The sequence below is a fragment of the Marivita sp. genome (genome assembly GCF_048006345.1).
Classification (GTDB): domain Bacteria; phylum Pseudomonadota; class Alphaproteobacteria; order Rhodobacterales; family Rhodobacteraceae; genus Marivita.
Window position 1 is genome coordinate 2,407,089 of sequence record NZ_CP180351.1, and the last position, 22,206, is coordinate 2,429,294.

Genomic DNA, 22,206 nt, shown 5'->3' on the forward strand with positions numbered 1-22,206 from the left:
CGACTGCCATCACTCTGCGCATTTTATTCAAAGACCAATTTCAAAAGGGGACAGATTGTGAAACGAAAGCTCCATCCATTCAGAGCCATCCTCACGCTGCTGGTCGCAACCGCGTTCTTTCTGACCGAAACCCACGCCGCTCAGGCGCAAAGTCTGCGGTATCTCAACCGTACGGTAGAAGCGGGCAAGCAGATCGAATTCCAGTGGCTCAATTACGATGAGCGCACCTGCAAGGACAACGGTTATCCCAAGCTCATCGTCGAGCGCGCGCCTTCGCTTGGCAAGTTCCGGACACGACAGCAGAAATTCACGCCACAGAACGGACCCTGCAAGGGCAAGCGGTTCAGCGTTCTGCTTGTCTACTATGTGGCCGGGCGCAAGACAGGTCAGGACAAAACCAGCTATATCATTCAGGGCCGGACGAAGATCCGCATCAATCTGGAAATCGATGTGACATAATTCGGGGGCGGCGATGGGACAGGATGCCGGACAACTCATGTCACAGGCGCGGCGCGGCGCGCTGTTCAGGTCAGTCGTCGCGGCTTGTCTGCTGGCGGCCGCTGCGCTTGGCGTTCCGACATCCGATGCCCGAGCCGAAACCCGCGTGGCGATCATCGACACGGCCTATGACACACGCCCCTATCTCGATCGGCTGAAAGAGCGCGGGGTGACCGTGATCGGGCGGTATTATGCGCGCTGTGATCAGCCGGAATACGGGCTGACCGAAAAGCGGCTGATCAACCAAGGGCGGCCCAGCGACCCCAACAGCGAGATCGCACAGATGTTCGCCAAGGGCTTCGCGGTGTTGTCTGTCTACCAGTATTACAGCAACACCCCGAACAAGTTTCGTGGCCAGAACCGCGACGGCAAAGCTCTGCCCGATGCCAATTGCAACTGGACCGGCGTTAACCGCAGCGTGGAGGAAGAGGCGGAACTGGATGTTCAGGCGGCGATCTCTCAGGCGCAGGCCTTGGGACAGCCGCGCGGTACGGCGATTTACTTTGGCGTGGATTTCAACTTCACCGATCAGGACCGCGGGACCATTGACCTGATGACGCGCTATTTCCGCGTGATCAAGGCGCGGATGGAAGCGGCGGGTTACAGGACGGGCGCCTATGGCAGCGGGCATGCGCATCAGATTCTCAAAAACGCCGGGCTGATCGAATTGTCGTGGATCTCGGCCTCGCGCGCCTTTTCCCGCACCAGCGAGTTTCATCGCTCGGGCGAGTGGCACCTCTTCCAAAACCAGGTGGACCGGGAATGGTTCGGGAGCACCGGATCAGGCTGCACGCGGGGATTGCCGCTGGATACCAATGTGCAGAACATGTTTCAGGATGCGGATGTGGGGCTTTGGCGGCAGGGCGAAAGCTACATTGTCGATGAAGGCCGCACGTTTGACATCTTCGCCACCCGGCGCTTTGCCTGCGATGGCGATGCGGTGGTACGGCGAGACAAGGGATCTTCGTCGTCGGATGTGGCCCGCGTGACCGAATGCAAGGCAGGCAAGGCCAACACGCTTCCCCCCAAGATCGACTTCGCCAACGCCGCGCGTGTGGGTGACGCCACAGATACGCTGATCGAGGTCGATGTGGATGATGACGGCGAGTTTGACGGCTGGACCCATCACAGCAACCTGACGGCGCATTTCGGCTACAAACCCGACTGGATTTTCGAAACCGCCCGGCGCAACGCGACATCCTGCGACTGATCTGGCATTCAAGGGTCAAATGTCATTGAACTGACATGCAGATCAGAGACACCGCCCCTAATGTCACCATCGCTTGCCCAGATCTTTGCCGTGTTCCTGAAAATCGGCCTGCTGTCCTTTGGCGGGCCGGCGGCGCAGATTGCGCTGATGCACCGGATGCTGGTGGATGAGCGGGACTGGCTGACGGAAAAGCAGTTCCTCAACGCGCTGAGCTTTTGCATGCTCTTGCCCGGGCCGGAGGCGATGCAGTTGGCCACCTATGCGGGCTGGCGGTTGCACGGCGTCTTGGGTGGGCTGATCGCGGGGTTGCTGTTCGTGTTGCCGGGGGCGGCGGTGATCTTTGCGCTGGCGCTGCTTTACGTGACCTATGGCGACCTGCCGCTGGTGGGCACTTTGTTCCTTGGCGTGCAGGCGGTGGCGGTGGTGATCGTGGTCGAGGCGCTGCTGAAAGTGTCGAAGCGGGCGCTGCACGGGGTCGCGCATTGGGTGCTGGCAGGCCTTGCGTTTGTTGCGATCTTCTTTTTCGCGGTGCCGTTTCCGGTGATCGTTCTCACGGCCGGGCTGTACGGCGCGTTGATGGTTTCAAACGCGGATGCGACCCCGGCCCTTCCCGTCACCGTGTCTGCTGGCAGAAGCCTGAGCACGATCGTGATCGGACTTGCGGTCTGGGGACTCCCCGTGCTGGCGGTGGACCTGTTATTCAACGGAACCATCCTGACAGACATCGCTCTTTTCTTCTCCAAGCTTGCGGTTGTCACATTTGGCGGGGCCTACGCGGTTCTGGCCTATATGGCGCAGGACGTGGTGGTGCAGTACGGCTGGCTGACCCCGACCGAAATGATGGACGGTCTGGGGCTGGCGGAAACCACCCCCGGCCCGTTGATCCTTGTCACGCAATTCGTCGGCACCTTGGCCGCGTTCCGTGAGGGCGGCTATGCGCTGGCTGTAGCAGGCGGGGCCATGACGCTTTGGGTGACCTTCGTGCCCTGTTTTCTGTGGATCTTCGTCGGTGCGCCTTACATCGACTGGATTTCCGCGCAGCCGCGCCTGAACGGTGCCTTGCGTGCCATCACAGCGGCAGTGGTTGGGGTCATCCTGAACCTGTCGCTCTGGTTCGCGCTGCATGTGCTGTTCGGAACCGTGACAAAGACCGAGGGCGGTGTGTTGCGGCTTTGGGTGCCGGATGGCACAACGCTCAACTGGCAGGCCATCGCACTGATTGCGCTGTCGGCAGTGTTGCTGTTGCGCGTGCATCTGGCGATTGGCTGGGTCTTGGGCATTTCCGCCGCGGCTGCACTGGTGCTGGCGCAGATCTGACGCTTGGGCTTTTGCCCTTGGCCCCGGTTTCGCCTAGAGAGGGGCAAGCACATTGCGCATGGAGGCACGGGCAGCGATGAAACTCTTTGTGGGACTGGGTAATCCGGGGTCGGGCTATGCCAGGAACCGGCACAATATCGGCTTCATGGCGATGGACCGGATCGCAGAGGATCATGGTTTCGGGCCATGGAAATCGAAGTTTCAGGGCGAAGTGACCGAGGGGCGACTGGGCAGCGACAAGGTACTGCTTCTGAAACCCGGCACCTTCATGAACCGATCCGGTCAGTCGGTGCAAGCAGCGATGCAGTTCTATAAGCTGGAGCCTGCGGACGTGGTGGTCTTCCATGACGAGCTGGACCTTGCCCCCGGCAAGTGCCGCGTCAAACAGGGGGGCGGGCATGCCGGACATAATGGCCTGCGGTCGATCCATGGGCATATCGGCGAAGCCTATGGGCGGGTGCGTCTGGGCATCGGGCATCCGGGGCACAAGGACGCCGTGGCAGGTTATGTGCTGCACGATTTCCCCAAGGCCGACGACGACTGGCTGGATGATCTGATGCGCGGGATTTCGGATGGCGCGGCGCATCTGGCCGATGGGGATACGAGCAAGTTCATGAATGCCGTTGCCTTGCGCGTGGCGCCACCCCGGTCGTCGACTTCGCCGGCCAAGACCGAAAAGGCGGATGGGCCCAAGCCTGCGCCGAAACCCGAAGCCGCGCCGGAACCCGATACGCGCAACCCGGTGCAAAAGCTTGTGGACCGGTTCCGATGAGCCTGTCCGACGCCTTGGCGCGTCAGGCCGAAGCCTGCGCTTCGTTGGGTTCGCCGTTCATGGGGCGGATGTTGCCGCTGCTGACCGAGGTCTGGCCTGAGGGATCGGCACTCGATAGGGCGGTACAGGCCTTTGAGGGTGATATCGGCCCCAGCGGGCATTCCCTGCCCTTGCGACTGGCCTCGGCTCTTCATGCGCTGGTGCTGACTGGGCAGGATGCGGACCTGATCGCGGCCTATCCGCCGAACGACGTGTCCGACGAGATGCTGAAAACCGTTCTGACATCCGCGCTGTCCCGACACGAAATGTTCCTGATCCAGTGGATCACCTCGCCGCCACAAACCAACGAAGTGCGCCGCTCTGCGGTGCTGATCGCTGGGACACATGCCTTGGCAAAACGGACCGGTGTCACACAGGTTCACCTGTCCGAATTGGGCGCGAGCGCCGGGTTGAACCTGATGTTTGATCACTACGCGCTGGAGGCTGATGGAACGCGCCTTGGCCCGGACGACGCCGCGCTGACGCTGGCACCCGACTGGTCTGGTCCTGCCCCGGTCAATGCGCCTTTTACCGTGACCGACCGACGAGGGGTCGACCTTAACCCGCTTGATCCGCACAACCCCGACCACGCACTGCGGTTGCGCGCCTATCTCTGGGCGGATCAGGCACATCGCGTTGCCTTGACCGATGCCGCGATCCGGGTGAACCGCGCGGAGGTGGATCGCAGCGATGCCGTCGACTGGCTTGAGGGACGGTTGGCGGACGCGCCACAGGGGCGGATGCACCTGATCTACCACACCGTCGCGTGGCAATATTTCCCTGCCGAACGGCAAGCCACCGGGACGGCCCTCATCGAAGCAGCAGGCGCGCGGGCAACACCCGAGACTCCGCTGGCCTGGCTGCGGATGGAAGCGGATGGTCAGGCCCGAGGGGCTGCCGTGACCGCCCGTCTTTGGCCGGGTGATCGTCACATCGTCTTGGGGCGTGCAGATTTTCACGGGCGCTGGGTGGAATGGACGGGCGATCCTCATTAGGATCTGCTACAGGCAGCGCATCGCAGGAGGCCTCGATGGAACCGGAAGACGCAATCAACGTGCTGGGTGGCCCGCTCGAAGGGTGCTCGACTGATCCGCTGACCGGATTCTTCCGGGATGGCCATTGCAACACCTGCGCCGCCGATCAGGGCAGCCACACCGTCTGCGCGGTCATGACGGCGGAGTTCCTCGCCTACTCGAAATATGTGGGCAATGATCTGAGCACACCCGTGCCGCAGTACCGCTTTCCGGGGCTCAAGCCGGGCGATCACTGGTGCCTTTGCGCCTCGCGGTTCCTGCAGGCCCATGACGAGGGGTGTGCGCCGATGGTCAACCTCGCCGCGACCCACAAACGCGCGCTGGACATCGTGCCGATGCGGGTTCTCGAACAATACGACATCGACGCCTGAGCCGGATCAGGACGCCTTTTCAATCGGGTGCGGCGTGTCGTTCCGTGCGGCGATGGCAAGGGGATCCCCCATCAGTTCTTCGATGAAGAGGCTCAGCAGTTGCGGGCGGCCCGACACCCCGGCTTTGCGATAGATCGCATTGGTCTGCGCCTTCACTGTGCCTTCGGACGTGCTGCGCAGCCCGGCGATATCGGCGGTGCTGAGCCCCTTGATGGAAAACAGCGCCACGTCCCGTTCAGCCGGGGTCAGTTCCCATTCGTCGAAGCGTTCGTGCAAAACCTCCATGAATGCCCCGGAGGCCAGACGAAGGCTTTCTTCGGCCGCGCGCTGTTTGCGGATCGACCGAAGCAGAAGTGTCGCGCTGACCACCATTCCCAGGATCAGACCGACCACCGCGCCGATCTGCGCCAATTCGTAGTAGACCCATGCAATGGGCGACGACTTGATCCCAAGAATGCTCCCGAGGATATCCCACAATAGAAAAACACCGCTGGCCAACTGCAGCGTCAACAAAGGAAACAGGGCAACCCAAACTTTCACTGGTCCATCGAGGCTCCGAGATAGGACGGATCAATCGTCATCGTCGTCATTGCCTCCACCACCGCGACCACTGTTGTCGTCCCGGTCGTCATCGGGATCATCGTCCCGGTCATCGTCGCGATCGTCATCGTCATCACGATCGTCACGGTCATCGTCACGACCGCTGTTGCTGCTGCCACTACCGCTGTTGTCGCTGTCATTGTCGCGATCGTCATCGACGTCATTGTCGTCGCTGCCGCGTCTGTCGTCATCGTCGGACCGGTCTTCGTAATCACGCAAGATCGCACCCGTGGCGGGGTTTAGGACGATCTCGCGGCTTCCACGCGGCCCGGTAGCAACGATCCGTGTCCGTCCAAGCAGCGTCCGCGCAACCCGTATTCTCTGGTAGCCCTGACGCTTCAGCTGATTGACCACCTGTTCCTCGGCCGTCTGCGCAAAAAGCGCGCCGGGGAAGGTGACGCCTGCGAGCAGGCTTGCCATGAGCTGTCTTCGTTTCATTCCCAACCTCCAAGAGGTTCCCGCCGGTTGGGGCGAGAACCTCTGGTCTTCAGCTATCAGATCGATCAATCATCGTCATCATTGTCGTCGTCGTCATCGCCGCGATCATCATCCCGGCCGTCGTCGCGATCATCGTCATCGTCGTCGCGGGAATCGTCATCACGCCCACGATCATCATCGCCGTCGTCATCGTCGCGGCCACCCCGATCGTCGTCGCGGTCATCATCGCGATCGTCATCGTCGCGGCCGCTGCGGCGGTCATCGTCGTCATCGTCGTCATCACCCCTGCCGCTGCGGCGATCGTCGTCGCGACTGTCATCGGACCTTGCGCTGTCGACAAAGTCGCGGTTCCGGTTGTCGATTTCCACGCCGGGACGGGTGTCTTCCCCGGATCGGACGGTTTCAACCTCTTGCTTGATGACCTCGCCTGTGGCGCGGTCAAAAACGGTTTCGACCTTTTCGGTGCCCCGGATCGCTTCGACCTTGGTCTGGGTCACCCCGTTCTTGACTTCGATCCGGGTGAACCCCTGCGCCTGAAGATCGCTCACAAGCTGATCCGTCGACGTACTGCCTGTCCCGACGGAAGAGGTTGACGTGATGGTCGACGTCGCAGTCGTTGTGCGACTGTCATCCGAGACACGTCCGACATCGACAAAATTGCGATCACGATTGCGGATTTCGACACCCGGGCGCGTGTCTTCGCCAGCACGTACACGTTCGACCTCCTGCTTGAGGATGTTGCCGGTGGCGCGGTCATAGACCACTTCGAGCTTTTGTGTGCCGCGGATCGCCTCGACCTTGATCTGGCCGATGCCATTGTCGATCTCAATACGCTGGAAACCCTGGTTGGTCAGGTCGTTGATGATCTGATCGGTTGCGGATTGCGCCATGGCCATAGTGCTGGCGAAGGTCGCGACGACTGCGGAAATCAATGTCTTTTTCACTGGTTAAGTCCTTTCATGTCCGGTGGCCTGCGGAAATGCAGATGAGCCGAACCTGACCGCTTCCGTCGCAGTGAGATATTTGCAGATGGTTTAAACCCGGGTCCATAAACCCACGCCCAACGCGCCTAAACCCAGGTTTATGAGGACCCTTGGGGGTATTGTGGCAAAGAAAAACCCCCCGCGCTTGGGGCGCGAGGGGTCTGGAGGTCGGACTAGACCGAAGGTTTATGCGGCAGGGCTCAGCCCATCTCGAATCCGAGGTGTTTGGCCACCGTAAAGATGTCTTTGTCACCGCGTCCGCACATGTTCATGCAGATGATGTGATCCTTCGGCAGATCGGGCGCGATTTTCATGACATGGGCCAGCGCGTGGCTCGGCTCCAGCGCCGGAATGATCCCTTCAAGTTCGCAGCACAGCTGGAACGCAGCCAGCGCTTCCTTGTCGGTGATCGACACGTATTGCGCGCGGCCAATGTCGTGCAGCCAGGCGTGTTCCGGTCCGATGCCGGGATAGTCGAGACCAGCGGAGATGCTGAACCCTTCGAGGATCTGCCCGTCTTCGTCCTGCAACAGATAGGTGCGGTTGCCATGCAGCACGCCGGGACGCCCCCCCGTGAGGGAGGCACAATGCTCCATCTTTTCGTTCACGCCCTTGCCGCCCGCTTCGACGCCGATGATGGTGACATCGGTATCGTCAAGGAACGGGTAGAAGAGGCCCATCGCGTTTGACCCACCGCCAATGGCGGCGATCAGGGTGTCGGGCAGACGGCCCTCGGCCTCCATCATCTGCTCCTTGGCTTCCTTGCCGATGATCGCCTGAAAGTCGCGAACCATTGCCGGATACGGGTGTGGCCCGGCCACTGTCCCGATGCAGTAGAACGTGTCGCGCACATTGGTCACCCAGTCGCGCAACGCGTCGTTCATAGCATCCTTGAGCGTGCCGCGACCCGAGGTCACCGGCACCACCTCGGCGCCCAGCAGTCTCATGCGGAAAACGTTGGGGGCCTGACGCTCCACATCATGGGCGCCCATGTAGACGACGCATTTCAGACCGAACTTGGCGCAGACAGTGGCGGTGGCGACGCCGTGCTGACCCGCGCCGGTTTCGGCGATGATGCGGGTTTTGCCCATGCGTCGGGCGAGGATGATCTGGCCCAGCACGTTGTTGATCTTGTGCGCGCCGGTGTGGTTCAGCTCGTCACGCTTCATGTAGACCTTGGCACCGCCCAGATGCTCGGTCAGGCGTTCGGCGTGATAAAGCGGCGACGGACGGCCGACATAATGCTTCCAGAGGAAGTCCATTTCGGCCCAGAAGCTGTCGTCGGTCTTGGCGCGCTCGTACTGCTCTTCCAATTCGAGGATGAGCGGCATCAGCGTCTCGGACACGAACCGACCACCGAAGATACCGAACCGGCCCTTTTCGTCGGGACCGGTCATGAAGCTGTTGAATAGATCGTTCATCGCGCGCCTCTTTTGTCGAACGGGACACAGGTAGCGGGGTGCAGCGGGATGAGCAAGGGCAAGCGCCTTCGAAGGCGCTTGGGACCGCGTTTCGAAACGCGGTTTTTAAGCCAATTCGAATTGGCTTGGGTCAAGCGATTTCGAAATCGCTTTCACCGGACCCGCCGGATTGGAAGATCGTTGCAGAACACGACATAGTGCCGACCGTTGCGGACCGCCTGAAACCCGCGTCTGTGCACTTCGGCGATGAAGGCGTCATATCCGACAAGACGTTCAACATCGCGGATTTGGCGTTTCACCACACCTCCTTTCTGCGCCTCTGCCGAAGACAACATCTGGGTCAGCCAGATTTCAGGTGTGAGGTGATCGGGAAGATGTGTCATGCGCCTGTTTTTGCCCGATCAAGGTAAACCGAAGGTTAATCCGCCACCGACCGCTCCAACGCCGGATAGCGCGCCGCAAGTGTCGCGCCCCGCGCCACGAAGGAAATCAGCAGCGCGATCCACAGCCCGTGATTGGCAAAATATGGCACAAGCGAATACGCGGCTCCGGCATAGACCAGTGCCGAAAGCGCCATCATGTTGCGCATGTCGGCGGTGCGGGTGGCACCGATGAACACGCCGTCCAGCATGAAGGACGCGAGCGCCAAAACCGGCGCGCAGACCATCCACGGCAGATAGACCGCTGCCGCCGCCTGCACTTCGGCGTTCCTGGCCATCACAGCCACGATGTCGTTGCCGAAGATTCCGAACCCCAGCGTGAGCGCTACCGCAGCGCCCAGCCCCCAAAGGCTTGCCACCCATACAGCGCGGCGCAGGACCGGCACGGCCCGCGCGCCGACCGCCTGCCCCACCAAAGCCTCGGCGGAAAAGGCAAAGCCGTCCAGCGCGTAGGAGGTGATGCTCAGGAATTGCAGCAGAACCTGATTGGCCGCGAGCGTCACGTCCCCGAAATCCGCCGCGAGGAACAGGAAGGACAGAAAGATCAGCTGCAATAGCAGCGACCGGATCAGGATGTCCGAATTGACCTGCGCCATCCGCACCAGCTTCACCCTGTCGAACACCCGCGCCCAGTCGCGCCACGCGGGGACGCGGAACGCGGCGCGGCACAGGTAGAGCCCCATCGCCAGACCGCTCCATTCCGCGAGGAAGGTGGCGAAGGCCACACCGTTCACGCCCCAACCCAGACCCAGCACGAACCAGACGTTCAGCACCACGTTGATGCCGTTCATCCAGAGTTGCAGCACCAGAACCCCACGGGTGCGTTCCTGCGCGATGAGCCACCCTGTGATGCCGAAGACGGCAATAGCGGCGGGGGCGGACCAGATGCGGATTTGCATGTACCCGCGGGCCAGCGCCTCGACCTCGGCACTGGCCGGGGACAGACGAAACGCGGCCCAGAGAATCGGAATTTGCAGCAGGATGATCAGTGCGCCGCCGGCAAAGGCGATGATAAGCACGCGCGTCAGAAGCGCTGCCACCTCGGCGCGGTTGCCCTGCCCCAGCGCTTGTGCTGCAAGCCCGGTTGTCCCCATCCGAAGGAAGCCGAAGATCCAGTAAATCGCCGACAGCACAATCGCGCCGATGCCGACGGCACCAATGGGTGCCGCCTCGCCCATCTGTCCCACCACGCCAGTGTCTACGGCCCCCAGTATGGGGATGGTGACATTGGACAGCACGATCGGCAGCGCAATCTTGAGAACGCGCCGGTTGGTGATATCCTGCGGCGCAACCGCCGTGTCAGTCATTGGATTGGTCAGGCCTCGGCATCAGAAAATGTGCGGTCGCCTGTGCGAAAGGCCGGTCCTTGTTGTCTTGCCACGCTTCGGCCTGCACCGAGGCATAGCGACGTCCCGCGCGAGTGATCGTGGCGCGGGCATAGGCGTCACGCGGCAGACCAGAGCGCAGGTAGTCCACGGTGAAGTCGATGGTCTTGGGCAGGCGCGGCAGATTGCCTGCGGCCAAGGCCTCGGCGTCGAGAGCGCCGCTTTCAAAGTCTTCCCAGATGTACGCCCAGCTGAGGGAGATCATCGCCGTGACCTCAAGAAACGCCGCAGTGACGCCACCATGAATGGCAGGCAGCATCGGGTTGCCGATCAGCTTTTCGTCAAAAGACAAGACGCCGGTCAGTTCGTCGCCGCGCCTGTCAAAGCTGATGCCCATGAACGTGATGTAAGGCACCCCGCCCACGAGCGCCTTCAGCGCGGCATCGCGGCGTTGTTTGACGACTTGAACCGGCTCGGGTGTTTTGCGTGCCATGTCAGCGGCCCTCCACGGTGAAGGCGCCAGTGGCGGTGGCCACGGGGCGGTCGGTGTCTTCGTCGCACGCCGTCGCGCGGACAAAGGCGACAGAGCGGGTGATGTGATAGACCTCGGCCCGTGCGGTAATCGCCTGTCCGGGGGTAGCGGCGCGCATGTAGTCGATGCGCAGGTCGATGGTGGCAGTGCCCGCAGGCGCGTCCGGGTGGCTCATCACGGCCGCACCGCCGCAGGTGTCCATCAGGGCCGACACCGCGCCGCCATGAATGACCCCGGTCTTGGGATCACCAATGAAGCGTTCGTCATAGGGCATCGTGATCTCGGCCATGCCATCGCCCAGCGCGGTGACTTCCATGCCAAGCGCTTTCGAATGAGGAATGGTCTGGATGAACTGCCTTGCGATTTTCGCTTTGTCGACGGTCATGGTCTGTCCTTCACTTGTGCGCCCGGTTTACGCCGCTTCGCCACCAGAGGCCAGCCGTGTGATGACGCTGTTGCTCTGGCGGCTGCACGCTTTTATGGTCGCTCAGGGAGAGGGTTTCGGCATGAACGATCAGCGTCTGAGTTTCAAAGAGATGTGCGCCAGGTTTGATGTGACGCCACGCACGCTCAGGTATTACGAATATATCGAACTGCTGCAGCCTGAACGCGAGGGGCGGTCGCGGTGGTATGGTCCGAAAGAGGTTGCCCGGATGACGCTCATCCTGCGTGGGCGCAAATTCGGGTTTCAGCTTGAAGACATCCGGCAATGGCTGCTGATCTATGAAAAGGACGGCACCGAAGCGCAGATGCGCGCATGGATCGCCTTGGCCGACCGGCAACTTGGCGAACTCGCCGAACAGCGCAAACAGCTTGATCAGGCCATCGACGAGTTGCAGAAATTGCGCGACGACACAGCCGCCAGCCTGAACAGCTGACCGACAGCCACCCAAACGACTCAGTTGCGCTTGGGCCTTTTGCACACGGGCCCTGGCCCGGAACGGCTGACTTTGGGTCAGGAATTCCTGACCTGCCCGCACATGCCATCCAAAGCGCTTTGAAATAATATTTCCGTCACATGAGGGTGACGTTGCCTGATCTTACGTCAACGAAAAAGTGACGTGGCGTCTGAGTTACGTCAACGTAAATTCCCATTGTAAGAAGGCGCCAGCCCTCGCATTTCGCTGCCATGACCGGCACCGAAAAGGATGATGAGACATGACCGACGACCGTATCATGACGATCAGAGAAATGTGTGACGCCTACGACGTCACGCCGCGCACTCTGCGTTTCTACGAAGCCAAGGAACTGCTGTTCCCGATCCGCGAAGGGCAGAAACGACTGTTCACCAAGCGCGACCGCGCACGGCTCAAGCTGATCCTGCGCGGCAAGCGCTTTGGTTTCAGCCTCGAAGAAATCCGTCAGCTCCTGGACCTCTATCACATGGGCGACCAGCAGCAGACACAATTGGCCCGCACTTACGAAATCGCACAACAGCGCCTGTCTGACATGGAAGCGCAACGTGACGAGCTTAATCAGGCCATCGACGAACTCAAGGAACAGATGCGTTGGGGCGAGAAGATGCTTGCCTCGATGGATCAAAGCAAACGCGCGGCCGAGTAAGCCGCACCGCTTTTTAGGGAGACCCGCAATGCCAAGCTATACCGCACCTCTGAAAGACATGCAGTTCATCCTGCACGACGTTCTGAACGCCTCGGAACAGGACATTCCCGGTTACGCGGAACTCGACCGCGATTTCACCGGCGCGGTGATCGAGGAAGCGGGCAAACTGGCATCTGACGTGCTCATGCCGCTGAATGCGGTCGGCGACACCGAAGGCTGTGTGCTGGAAAATGGCGTCGTGCGCACACCGAAGGGCTTCAAGGAAGCCTTTGACATGATGCGCGATGGCGGCTGGACCGCGCTGGACTGCGATCCGGAATATGGCGGTCAGGGTCTTCCCTACCTGATGCACACGGCGGCACAGGAACCTTTCGTGTCGTCGAACATGGCCTTCAACATGTATCAGGGTCTGACGCACGGAGCGTATTCGGCGATCTACTTCCACGGTTCGGACGAACAGAAGCAGACCTATCTGCCCAAGATGACGACCTGCGAATGGACAGGCACCATGAACCTGACCGAACCGCATTGCGGCACCGATCTGGGCCTGATGCGCACCAAGGCGGTTCCGCAGGACGATGGCAGCTACAAGATCACCGGTCAGAAGATCTTCATCTCGGCCGGCGATCACGACATGGCCGAGAACATCATTCACCTTGTTCTGGCGAAAATCCCCGGCGGCCCCGAGGGCATCAAGGGCGTATCGCTCTTCATTGTGCCCAAGTTCATCGTGAACGAAGACGGCAGCCTGGGCGAGCGCAATGGCGTGTCCGTGGGCAAGATCGAAGAGAAGATGGGCATCCACGGCAACGCCACCTGCGTCATGAACTATGACGAGGCGACCGGTTACCTGATCGGTGAGATGCACAAGGGCATGCGCGCCATGTTCACCATGATGAACGAAGCGCGTCTGGGTGTGGGCCTTCAGGGCTATGCGCAGGCCGAAGTCGCCTATCAGAACGCGGTGGCTTACGCCAATGACCGGCTTCAGGGCCGGGACGTGACTGGGGCCAAAGCGCCCGAGAAATCGGCCGACCCGATCATCGTGCACCCCGACATTCGCCGCAACCTGATGGATCAGAAGTCCTTCACCGAAGGCGCCCGCGCCTTCACCTATTGGGGTGCCTATCTGATCGACCGGGCACACAAGAATTCCGACAAGGACGCCGACGGCCTGATTTCCCTGCTGACGCCGATCATCAAGGGGTTCCAGACCGACAAGGGCTTCGAGATGGCGGTGAACGCACAGCAGGTCTATGGCGGTCACGGGTATATCGAAGAATGGGGCATGTCCCAGTTTGCCCGCGACGCCCGGATCGCCATGATCTACGAAGGCGCCAATGGCATTCAGGCGCTTGACCTTGTGGGCCGCAAGCTCGCGCAGGACGGCGGCAAGCACGTGATGGCGTTCTTCGAGATGATCAAGACGTTTGCAGCGGAAAACAAAGGTCAGGACGAAGCCTTCGACCGCGACTTTCTCGACCCGCTGAAATCGGCGTCCAAGGATTTGCAGGCGGCGGCGATGTATTTCATGCAGAACGGCATGAAGAACCCGAACAACGCTTTGGCCGGGTCCTATGACTTCATGCACATGTTCGGACATGTCTGCCTTGGCTATATGTGGGCGCGGATGGGGCTTGCAGCCTCCAAGGCTTTGAAAGACGGTGCGTCCGACGTGGCGTTCTACGAGACAAAGCTGGCCACCGGGCGCTACTACATGGCACGCCAGCTGCCCGCGACCAAGATGCACCTCGCGCGCATCGAGACCGGGGCCGAGCCGGTGATGGCGCTGGAGGCGGCGAATTTCTGAGGTGGCGGTGCGTGCTCGCACGCACCCTACCGCGAAAGAACAGCTTGCACGCAAAAGGGAGGGGAGCCGGATGCGATCGACCTGGATGACCGACGAGCACGAGATGCTTGCCGAGATGACGGCCAAGTTCATCGAGACCGAATGGCAGCCGCTCTATGACAAATGGCGCAAGCAGGGCCAGATGGATCGCGAGACTTGGATGCAGGCCGGCGAACTGGGTCTGCTCTGCCCTTCCGTGCCCGAAGAATACGGCGGTGCTGGTGGCGATTTCGGCCATGAGGCGGTGATCCTGATGGAAGCCGGTCGTGCCAATCTGGCAAGCTGGGGCCACGGCATCCATTCCGGCATCGTCGCGCATTACATCCTCGCCTATGGCACTGAAGAGCAAAAGAAACGCTGGCTGCCCAAGATGGTCACCGGCGAGCTGGTCGGTGCTTTGGCGATGACCGAACCTTCGGGCGGATCGGACGTACAGGGCATCAAGACCCGCGCGGTCAAGGACGGCAACGCATACCGTTTGTCGGGGCAAAAGACGTTCATCACCAACGGTCAGCACGCGAACCTGATCATCGTGGCGGCCAAGACCGACCCGACCCAAGGATCAAAAGGAACGTCTTTGGTCGTCGTGGAAACCGATAGCGCCGAGGGTTTTCAGCGCGGGCGCAATCTGGAAAAGATCGGCTGCCACGCGGCGGACACGTCAGAGCTTTTCTTCGACAATGTCGAGATCGCACCGGAAAACCTGCTGGGTGGCGAGGAAGGCCAGGGCTTCTACCAGATGATGAAACAACTGCCGCAGGAACGGCTCATCATCGGTTGCGGGGCCGTTGGTGCGATGGAAGGCGCGATTGCGCGCACCATCGCCTATTGCAAGGAACGCGAAGCCTTTGGCGCGCCGCTCACGCAGTTCCAGAACACCCGTTTCAAGCTGGCGGAATGCCAGACCAAGACCACCGTCGCGCGGGCGTTTCTGGATAATTGCATGGAAGAGCATCTGCGCGGCGCGTTAACCGTCGAGAAGGCCGCGATGGCGAAATACTGGCTGTCGGACACCCAAGGCGAAGTGCTCGACGAATGTGTGCAGCTGCATGGCGGCTATGGCTACATGCAGGAATATGCCGTGGCAGAGATGTGGGCCGACGCCCGCGTGCAGCGCATCTACGGCGGCACCAACGAGATCATGAAAGAGCTGATTGCGAGGGCGCTTTGATGCGGCCAGCCTTTGCGCAAACGGAGAGTTCGGGATGCCTCCGGCGGGAGTTTATCTGGCAAGATGAAGGAGCGCGGCAAGCTCCACCCCGCCGGTCGGCCTCTTTACCACGCGGTGTCAGGCACAGTCGGCGGGGCTTTACCTTGCACATGGCTCAACTCTCCAGTCTGCCATGCCTGCCCAGTATGGGGCGGTTAACCTTAACGGGCCGTAAAGAAGAGCGCGTCCCCTGCTTCATCTTGCCAAATAAACTCCCGCCGGAGGCTCCCGGCCTCTCCGCACACCCCTGACAATCGAGGATCAGACCAGATGACCATTCAACTCTATTGCTTTGGCGAAAGCGGGCATTCCTACAAGGCGGCGCTGGCGCTTGAACTGGCGGGACTGGACTGGCAGCCGGTGAAAGTTGATTTCTTCAATGGCGAGACCCGCACGCCAGAGTACCGCGCCAACGTAAACGAGATGGGCGAAGCGCCTGTGCTGGTGGACGGCGATGTGAAACTGACGCAGTCAGGTGTCATCCAGACCTACCTGTCGGACAAATATGGCACCTTCGGCGGCACCGACGCGATGGAGAAGCTGGAAATCCTGCGTTGGATCATCTGGGACAACCAGAAATTCAGCGGCACCTCCGGGCCTTTGCGGTTCCTGATGAATTTCCTGCCCGAAGACAAACGCCCCGCCGAGGTGATCACCTTCATGCAAGGGCGGATGAAAGCCGCCTACGCGGTGCTTGATGCGCATCTGGAGGGCCGCGACTGGATTGTGGGCGACGCTGTCACCAATGCGGACCTCACCTGTTGTGGCTACCTGTTTTACCCCGAACCGTTCGGTTTTGACCGGGCGGATTGGCCGAATATCGACCGCTGGCTGTCCAATATCCAGGGACTGCCAGGCTGGAAACATCCTTACGATTTGATGCCCGGATCCCCTGCGGATCGGGCCTGAGACGGAGAGCAGAATGACTGAAGCATATATCTATGACGCCGTGCGCACACCGCGCGGCAAGGGCCGGAAAGACGGCAGCCTGCACGAGGTGACCTCGGTGCGCCTGAGCGCGCAGGTGTTGGATGCGGTGAAGGATCGCAACGGGCTTGAGGGTCATGCGGTCGAAGACGTGATCTGGGGCAATGTCACCCAGGTCGGCGAACAGGGTGGCTGCCTTGCGCGCACAGCCGTGCTGGCGTCGGGTCTGGATCAGTCGATCCCCGGTCTCGCCATCAACCGGTTCTGTGCGTCGGGCATGGAAGCGGTGAACCTTGCCGCCAACCAGGTCAAGGGCGGTGCAGGCGACGCCTATATCGCAGGCGGTGTCGAGATGATGGGCCGTGTTGCCATGGGCAGCGATGGTGCGGCGATTGCCGTGGACCCGTCGGTAGCAATGGAGACCTATTTCGTGCCGCAGGGCATTTCGGCCGACATCATCGCAACCGAATACGGGTTCAGCCGCGATGATGCCGATATGCTGGCCATGGAAAGCCAGCGCCGGGCGAAAGCCGCCTGGGATGAAAACCGCTTCGCCAAGTCGATCATTACCGTGCGCGATCAGAACGGTTTGAGCATTCTGGATCACGACGAGTACATGCGTCCTGGCACTGACATGCAGAGCCTTGGGGGTTTGAATCCTGCCTTCCAGCAAATGGGCGAAGTGATGCCGGGTTTCGATGCGATTGCGCTGATGAAGTACCCGCATCTGGAGCGGATCAACCACATCCACCACGCAGGTAACTCGTCCGGCATCGTCGATGGCGCGGCAGGCGTGCTGATCGGCAACAAGGAATTCGGCGAGAAATGGGGTCTCAAAGCCCGCGCCCGGATCAAGGCGACTGCCAAGATCGGCACCGATCCGACCATCATGCTCACAGGCCCGGTTCCGGTGACGGAAAAGATCCTCGCCGACAGTGGCATGTCCATCAGCGATATCGACCTCTTTGAGGTGAACGAGGCGTTTGCCTCGGTGGTGCTGCGGTTCATGCAGGCCTTCGATGTGGACGACAGTGTGGTCAACGTGAACGGCGGCTCCATCGCGATGGGCCACCCGCTGGGCGCGACCGGCGCGATCATCATTGGCACGCTGCTGGACGAGTTGGAGCGCACCGGCAAAGGCACGGGCCTTGCCACGCTCTGCATCGCGTCCGGCATGGGGGCCGCCACGATCATCGAGCGGGTCTGAGCCATGTCGCATGGAGCGCATGAAACGGCCTACGAGATCGGCTACGCGCTTCTGAACAAGACGAAGCGTGCCTATTTCGAGGACGATTTCACGCTCTTCGCAAGTGCGTTCCTGCTGCCGCACGAACATGTGACGCTGCAGGGTTGGGCGGTTCTGGAAACCGAAGAGGATCTGCGGATGCTGTTTGAACGGATGAAGGCCGAGTTCCAACGGCTCGAGGTGGACGACATCGTGCGTCCACTCGTGTCTGCCGAATTCGTGACACCGTTCAATATTCTGGCAACGGCGGAGTCGCATATCTACTCGCGGGGGAAACGGGTGGCTGAACCCTATGCGGTGCAATCGACCCTAATGAGATGCGGCAACGAATGGCGCATCGCCACGGCCAATTACTGTGTCCCGCTTTCGACACGTGGATTGCCAGCGGCGTTGATGCCACCAGCATTTCCGTCCGAGACCCGTTTGCCATCGCAGGGAGGCGACGATGCCAGTCATCGCTCTTGATCCGCTGCCGCGGTGCGTTTCCTGCGAAACTTGGCCTAGGGAGTTCATGTGATGTCCCTGTCCCCCGCAGTCCGCATCTACCAGGACAACCTTGATGCCGTCTCGAAGGCGTTGATGGAGGGCGATCTGCGCGAAATGATGCGCCACATCGCAATCCCCAACATGATGTCGACGCATGATACCGAGATCGTCATGTCCTCGCCCGAGGAGCTGGACATGGTGATGTCGGATTTCCGCACACAGCTGACGGGGCGCGGGGTCGAGACTTACACCCGAACCTGCCTTGAGGCTGATTTCGTCGCCGGGCGAGACGACATGATCGCGGGGCGTCACCGCACGGAAACCAAGGGCACCAACGGCGTCGCGGTCAGTCCGTACCTCAACCACATGGTATTGATGCGGATTGATGGCTCGTGGATGGGCATCTGGATCCAGGCCATCCTCGCCAACACCGAGCTGGAAATCCTCAGCCCCGATATTGCGGCGGCACAGGCTGAAGCCCGCCGCCTTCTTGATACAATTCGCCGCTGATGCGGCGCAGAAAAAGACCCACGAAAGGGAAGACAAGATGACCGATTTCACAATGACAAAGGATGCCGAGGGCATCGCCACGATCACCTGGGACGTTCCGGAAAAGTCGATGAACGTGCTGAGCTTCGACGGGTTGCAGACGCTCAACGAGCTGGTGGATGACGCGCTGTCGGATGAAGCCGTCAAAGGCATCATCATCACCTCTGGCAAACCCGATTTCGCGGCGGGCATGGACCTGAACGTACTGGCGACGCTGCGCGAGGCCGGGGCCGAGGCGGTGTTCGACGGGATCATGAAAATGCACGGCGTGCTGCGCAAGATCGAACGTGCCGGCATGGACGCGAAGACCAACAAAGGCGGCAAGCCGGTGGCGGCGGTTCTGCCCGGCACGGCTTTGGGGATCGGGCTGGAAATCCCCCTCGCCTGTCACCGCGTGTTTGCAGCCGACAATGCCAAGGCCAAGATCGGCCTGCCGGAAATCATGGTCGGGCTTTTCCCTGGCGCCGGTGGCACAACGCGTGTGGCGCGCAAGATGGGCGCGATGGCGGCCTCGCCCTTCCTGCTGGAGGGCAAGCTGTCTGATCCCGTCAAAGCCAAGGCGGCTGGTTTGATTGACGAAGTGTCCGCAGACCCGATGGCCGATGCCCGCGCTTGGGTGCTGAGCGCAGGCGATGCGGATCTGCTCAAGCCGTGGGATGCGAAGGGCTACAAGATGCCGGGCGGCGCGCCGTATCATCCGGCGGGCTTCATGACCTTCGTGGGTGCGTCCGCCATGGTCAACGGCAAGACCAAGGGCGTCTACCCGGCAGCCAAGGCGCTGCTCTCGGCGGTTTATGAAGGGGCGATGGTGGATTTCGACACCGCTCTCAGGATCGAGGCGCGGTGGTTCACATCGATCATCATGAACCCGTCCTCATCGGCGATGATCCGGTCGCTCTTCATCAACAAAGGCGCGCTGGAAAAAGGCGCCGTCCGTCCCGCCGACGTTGCTGACCAGCGAGTCAAGAAGGTCGGCGTGCTTGGTGCTGGCATGATGGGTGCGGGCATCGCGCTGGTGTCGGCTCAGGCGGGCATCGAGGTTGTGCTGCTGGACCGCGATCAGGCGGCGGCGGACAAGGGCAAAGCCTATTCCGCCGACTATGCGGCCAAGGGCGTGTCGCGCAGGAAGATCACCCAGGACAAGGCCGATGCGATGCTGGCGCGGATCACGGCCACTACGGATTACAACGATCTGGCGGGCTGTGACCTCATCGTTGAGGCGGTGTTCGAAGACCCCAAGATCAAGGCCGAAGTGACCGCACAGGTCGAAGCGGTGATTGGTGAGGACTGCATCTTTGCGACCAACACCTCGACCCTGCCGATCAGCGATCTGGCGAAGGCCAGCAAGCGGCCCGAGCAGTTCATCGGCATCCACTTCTTCTCGCCGGTCGAGAAGATGATGCTGGTCGAGATCATCAAGGGCAAGGAAACCGGCGACCGTGCCGTGGCCAAGGCTCTCGACTTTGTGCGTCAGATCAAGAAGACCCCGATCGTGGTCAACGACGCGCGGTTCTTCTACGCCAACCGCTGCATCATTCCGTATATCAATGAAGGTATCCGGATGGTGAAGGAAGGCGTGTCCCCGGTTTTGATCGAGAACGCCGCCAAGATGGTCGGTATGCCGCTCGGCCCGCTGCAGCTGGTCGACGAAACCTCGATTGACCTGGGGGCCAAGATCGCCCGCGCAACCCGCGCGGCGATGGGCGATGCCTATCCCGATGGTGCTGTGGACGAGGTGATCTTCTGGATGGAAGCGCAAGGCCGTCTGGGTCGTAAATCGAAGGCCGGGTTCTACGATTACGACGCCGCTGGCAAGCGCCAAGGCCTGTCCGAGGTGGTCAAGGCGCAGTACCCGCAGGCTGACGACCAACCTGATCTGATTGACGTGCAGCACCGTCTGCTGTTCGTGCAATCGCTCGAAGCAGTGCGTGCGCTGGAAGATGGAGTGCTCATGGACATCCGCGAAGGTGATGTGGGCGCAATCCTTGGCTGGGGCTTTGCGCCGTGGTCGGGTGGTCCGCTGTCCTGGTTCGACATGCTGGGTGCGGAATATGCGGCAGAACGCTGTGACCAACTGGTCGAGGCGTATGGCGACCGCTTTGCCTGCCCTGCCCTGCTGCGCGACATGGCGACCAAAGGTCAGAGCTTCTACGGGCGCTTTGCGCCCGAGAAGTCGGCGGCGTGATGTCAGTGCCGGGCACATGCCCGGCCACCGCTTGAGCGTTTGGAACTTGCGTAGGCCGGGCAATTGCCCGGCTTCCTTTTATGTGAGAGCCGGGCAGAAGCCCGGCCTACCTCTTACTCCGACTGTAGTGCTGCGAACCGCTCCATCCGGTCGATCTGGGGGGCCATTGTGCACCACTCATCCTCGACCGTGACCCAGTGAGCATCGCGGGTTTCGGCGTGGACGATGATACGACCGGATTCAGACGTGATCTCAGGCACCACAATCATATTGAGGAAGAGGGCGAAAGCTTCGGCAGTCAGACACATGGGAAAACTCCTTTTTCAAGTGTCCTCCCATTGGCGATGTCCACCTCTCGCGGGTGGTGATGTCAATCTAACGCAAAAGCCTTACTTTTGATTGAAACCCCATGCTGCGCCGCAGCATTTTGCGGTGAAAGTGCGCGCATACTGTGCAAAACCTATCAAACCGCACAGAATTCAGGCGCCAAAACGATACGCGAACCGGGCAATATCGTCGGCGCACATCTCGGCAACGGCGGCGGCGGTCTGGTCTGAATACGCGCCGCGATAGTCCCGAGGCCGATCCGAAGCGTTGGCATGAGGGACGTCCAACCGGAACCCGACATGCGCTTCAACCGGGGCGAGGTCTTCTTCCAGATGCTCCAGCCGTACATAGGCCGAACACCGCTCGACACCTGCCGCGTCAGTGACATATCGCGCCGCTGGATGCGCGCGCAGGCTGGCTTCTGTGTCGGGGTGCAACAGGAATGCCTCAAAGCTGGTAGCCTTGGCCAGCGTGACGGCAGGGTGATCGAAACTCTGGTCGCGCAGCCAATGGTAGTAGCTGACCATCCGGTCCCACGGGTTGCGCACCAGCGTGAAGATAAACATCCCGTCGAGATCGGACGGCGACAGCGCCCCATCGAGATCGGCCAAAGTGCTGTGCTTCCAAAGCCGGCCCTTTGCGGCAAGCGTCTTGACCCGCGCCTTGCGCCTGATCGCTTTGGGGGTATCCCCGATCAGGATGTCATCCCGATGCGCACGCGCCTCCAGCGCCAAGGCCAGAGAGGTGCCCCCCGTTTTGGGGATATGCACGAAGATGAATTTCCGGGCGGGCGAGATGATCATACGCCAGAGGTGCCAGTTTGGCGGAGGTCACGCAAGTTTGGGCTTTTCCCTTGTTCGATCCCTGCGCTATGTCACCCTGTA

The 22,206-nt window shown here is 61.0% G+C and carries 25 protein-coding genes; 15 read left to right on the forward strand and 10 right to left on the reverse strand.

Annotated features, from left to right (window positions below; translation table 11 throughout):
• Nucleotides 1-57 precede the first annotated feature (57 nt).
• From ACMVPR_RS11800 to ACMVPR_RS11825, 6 genes are all read left to right on the forward strand, one after another.
• Entirely contained in the window at nucleotides 58-459 is a 402-nt protein-coding gene (locus ACMVPR_RS11800) for a hypothetical protein (RefSeq protein WP_300585002.1), read from the forward strand.
• A 13-nt stretch (nucleotides 460-472) separates the two neighbouring features.
• A complete protein-coding gene (locus tag ACMVPR_RS11805; RefSeq protein WP_416883045.1) occupies nucleotides 473-1,708 on the forward strand; it encodes a glycoside hydrolase domain-containing protein in 1,236 nt (411 codons plus the stop codon).
• A 60-nt stretch (nucleotides 1,709-1,768) separates the two neighbouring features.
• Complete coding sequence (chrA, locus tag ACMVPR_RS11810) at nucleotides 1,769-3,025, forward strand: chromate efflux transporter (protein ID WP_416883046.1); 1,257 nt, start codon at nucleotides 1,769-1,771, stop codon at nucleotides 3,023-3,025.
• A 76-nt stretch (nucleotides 3,026-3,101) separates the two neighbouring features.
• On the forward strand, nucleotides 3,102-3,797 hold the full coding sequence (gene pth, locus ACMVPR_RS11815) for an aminoacyl-tRNA hydrolase (RefSeq protein WP_416884653.1): 696 nt from the start codon (nucleotides 3,102-3,104) through the stop codon (nucleotides 3,795-3,797).
• Nucleotides 3,794-4,831 carry a DUF2332 domain-containing protein gene (locus ACMVPR_RS11820; protein ID WP_416883047.1) on the forward strand — a complete coding sequence of 346 codons (1,038 nt, stop codon included), beginning with the start codon at nucleotides 3,794-3,796 and terminating at the stop codon, nucleotides 4,829-4,831. Before pth ends, ACMVPR_RS11820 begins: the two co-directional genes overlap by 4 nt.
• 35 nt (nucleotides 4,832-4,866) lie before the next feature.
• The gene (locus ACMVPR_RS11825; protein WP_292264206.1) at nucleotides 4,867-5,241 is read left to right on the forward strand and encodes a DUF2237 family protein; all 375 of its coding nucleotides are present in this window, start codon (nucleotides 4,867-4,869) and stop codon (nucleotides 5,239-5,241) included.
• Nucleotides 5,242-5,247: 6 nt separating this feature from the next.
• On the opposite strand, the gene ACMVPR_RS11830 is transcribed toward ACMVPR_RS11825, so the two are convergent.
• The 8 genes from ACMVPR_RS11830 to ACMVPR_RS11865 all read right to left on the reverse strand — a co-directional run bounded on the left by ACMVPR_RS11830 (nucleotide 5,248) and on the right by ACMVPR_RS11865 (nucleotide 11,365).
• Nucleotides 5,248-5,781, reverse strand: a complete 534-nt coding sequence (locus ACMVPR_RS11830; protein WP_300584995.1) for a helix-turn-helix transcriptional regulator — start codon at nucleotides 5,779-5,781, stop codon at nucleotides 5,248-5,250.
• A gap of 30 nt (nucleotides 5,782-5,811) precedes the next feature.
• Nucleotides 5,812-6,279 carry a hypothetical protein gene (locus ACMVPR_RS11835; protein ID WP_416883048.1) on the reverse strand — a complete coding sequence of 156 codons (468 nt, stop codon included), beginning with the start codon at nucleotides 6,277-6,279 and terminating at the stop codon, nucleotides 5,812-5,814.
• Between the two features lie 65 nt (nucleotides 6,280-6,344).
• Entirely contained in the window at nucleotides 6,345-7,223 is an 879-nt protein-coding gene (locus tag ACMVPR_RS11840; RefSeq protein ID WP_416883049.1) for a hypothetical protein, read from the reverse strand.
• A 239-nt stretch (nucleotides 7,224-7,462) separates the two neighbouring features.
• A complete protein-coding gene (gene trpB / locus ACMVPR_RS11845; RefSeq protein ID WP_416883050.1) occupies nucleotides 7,463-8,683 on the reverse strand; it encodes a tryptophan synthase subunit beta in 1,221 nt (406 codons plus the stop codon).
• 152 nt (nucleotides 8,684-8,835) lie between these two features.
• Entirely contained in the window at nucleotides 8,836-9,066 is a 231-nt protein-coding gene (locus ACMVPR_RS11850; protein ID WP_292264211.1) for an N-(5'-phosphoribosyl)anthranilate isomerase, read from the reverse strand.
• Between the two features lie 35 nt (nucleotides 9,067-9,101).
• The gene (locus tag ACMVPR_RS11855; RefSeq protein ID WP_416883051.1) at nucleotides 9,102-10,430 is read right to left on the reverse strand and encodes an MATE family efflux transporter; all 1,329 of its coding nucleotides are present in this window, start codon (nucleotides 10,428-10,430) and stop codon (nucleotides 9,102-9,104) included.
• A complete protein-coding gene (locus tag ACMVPR_RS11860) occupies nucleotides 10,423-10,941 on the reverse strand; it encodes a PaaI family thioesterase (RefSeq protein ID WP_292264213.1) in 519 nt (172 codons plus the stop codon). The genes ACMVPR_RS11855 and ACMVPR_RS11860 overlap by 8 nt, the downstream gene beginning before the upstream one ends.
• Nucleotide 10,942: 1 nt before the next feature.
• On the reverse strand, nucleotides 10,943-11,365 hold the full coding sequence (locus ACMVPR_RS11865; RefSeq protein ID WP_292264214.1) for a PaaI family thioesterase: 423 nt from the start codon (nucleotides 11,363-11,365) through the stop codon (nucleotides 10,943-10,945).
• Between the two features lie 121 nt (nucleotides 11,366-11,486).
• Between ACMVPR_RS11865 and ACMVPR_RS11870 the strand changes: the two genes are divergently transcribed.
• From ACMVPR_RS11870 to ACMVPR_RS11910, 9 genes are all read left to right on the forward strand, one after another.
• On the forward strand, nucleotides 11,487-11,858 hold the full coding sequence (locus ACMVPR_RS11870) for a MerR family transcriptional regulator (RefSeq protein ID WP_416883052.1): 372 nt from the start codon (nucleotides 11,487-11,489) through the stop codon (nucleotides 11,856-11,858).
• A 280-nt stretch (nucleotides 11,859-12,138) separates the two neighbouring features.
• On the forward strand, nucleotides 12,139-12,543 hold the full coding sequence (locus tag ACMVPR_RS11875; protein WP_292264216.1) for a MerR family transcriptional regulator: 405 nt from the start codon (nucleotides 12,139-12,141) through the stop codon (nucleotides 12,541-12,543).
• Nucleotides 12,544-12,571: 28 nt separating this feature from the next.
• Nucleotides 12,572-14,353, forward strand: a complete 1,782-nt coding sequence (locus ACMVPR_RS11880; protein ID WP_416883053.1) for an acyl-CoA dehydrogenase C-terminal domain-containing protein — start codon at nucleotides 12,572-12,574, stop codon at nucleotides 14,351-14,353.
• 70 nt (nucleotides 14,354-14,423) lie between these two features.
• Nucleotides 14,424-15,563: an acyl-CoA dehydrogenase family protein gene (locus ACMVPR_RS11885; RefSeq protein ID WP_416883054.1), complete on the forward strand. Its 1,140-nt coding sequence runs from the start codon at nucleotides 14,424-14,426 to the stop codon at nucleotides 15,561-15,563.
• A gap of 309 nt (nucleotides 15,564-15,872) precedes the next feature.
• Nucleotides 15,873-16,511 carry a glutathione S-transferase family protein gene (locus tag ACMVPR_RS11890; protein ID WP_416883055.1) on the forward strand — a complete coding sequence of 213 codons (639 nt, stop codon included), beginning with the start codon at nucleotides 15,873-15,875 and terminating at the stop codon, nucleotides 16,509-16,511.
• A 13-nt stretch (nucleotides 16,512-16,524) separates the two neighbouring features.
• On the forward strand, nucleotides 16,525-17,736 hold the full coding sequence (locus ACMVPR_RS11895; protein ID WP_416883056.1) for an acetyl-CoA C-acetyltransferase: 1,212 nt from the start codon (nucleotides 16,525-16,527) through the stop codon (nucleotides 17,734-17,736).
• 3 nt (nucleotides 17,737-17,739) lie between these two features.
• A complete protein-coding gene (locus tag ACMVPR_RS11900; protein WP_416883057.1) occupies nucleotides 17,740-18,240 on the forward strand; it encodes a hypothetical protein in 501 nt (166 codons plus the stop codon).
• Between the two features lie 51 nt (nucleotides 18,241-18,291).
• Nucleotides 18,292-18,771, forward strand: coding sequence for a hypothetical protein (locus ACMVPR_RS11905; RefSeq protein WP_416883058.1), 480 nt, complete (start codon nucleotides 18,292-18,294; stop codon nucleotides 18,769-18,771).
• A gap of 37 nt (nucleotides 18,772-18,808) precedes the next feature.
• A complete protein-coding gene (locus tag ACMVPR_RS11910) occupies nucleotides 18,809-20,995 on the forward strand; it encodes a 3-hydroxyacyl-CoA dehydrogenase NAD-binding domain-containing protein (RefSeq protein WP_416883059.1) in 2,187 nt (728 codons plus the stop codon).
• Nucleotides 20,996-21,108: 113 nt separating this feature from the next.
• Here the strand turns inward: ACMVPR_RS11910 and ACMVPR_RS11915 are convergent, their stop codons facing one another.
• Together ACMVPR_RS11915 and ACMVPR_RS11920 are read right to left on the reverse strand one after the other, a co-directional pair.
• Nucleotides 21,109-21,303, reverse strand: coding sequence for a hypothetical protein (locus ACMVPR_RS11915; RefSeq protein ID WP_416883060.1), 195 nt, complete (start codon nucleotides 21,301-21,303; stop codon nucleotides 21,109-21,111).
• Nucleotides 21,304-21,474: 171 nt separating this feature from the next.
• Nucleotides 21,475-22,125, reverse strand: a complete 651-nt coding sequence (locus ACMVPR_RS11920) for a sulfotransferase family 2 domain-containing protein (RefSeq protein ID WP_416883061.1) — start codon at nucleotides 22,123-22,125, stop codon at nucleotides 21,475-21,477.
• Nucleotides 22,126-22,206: the final 81 nt, after the last annotated feature.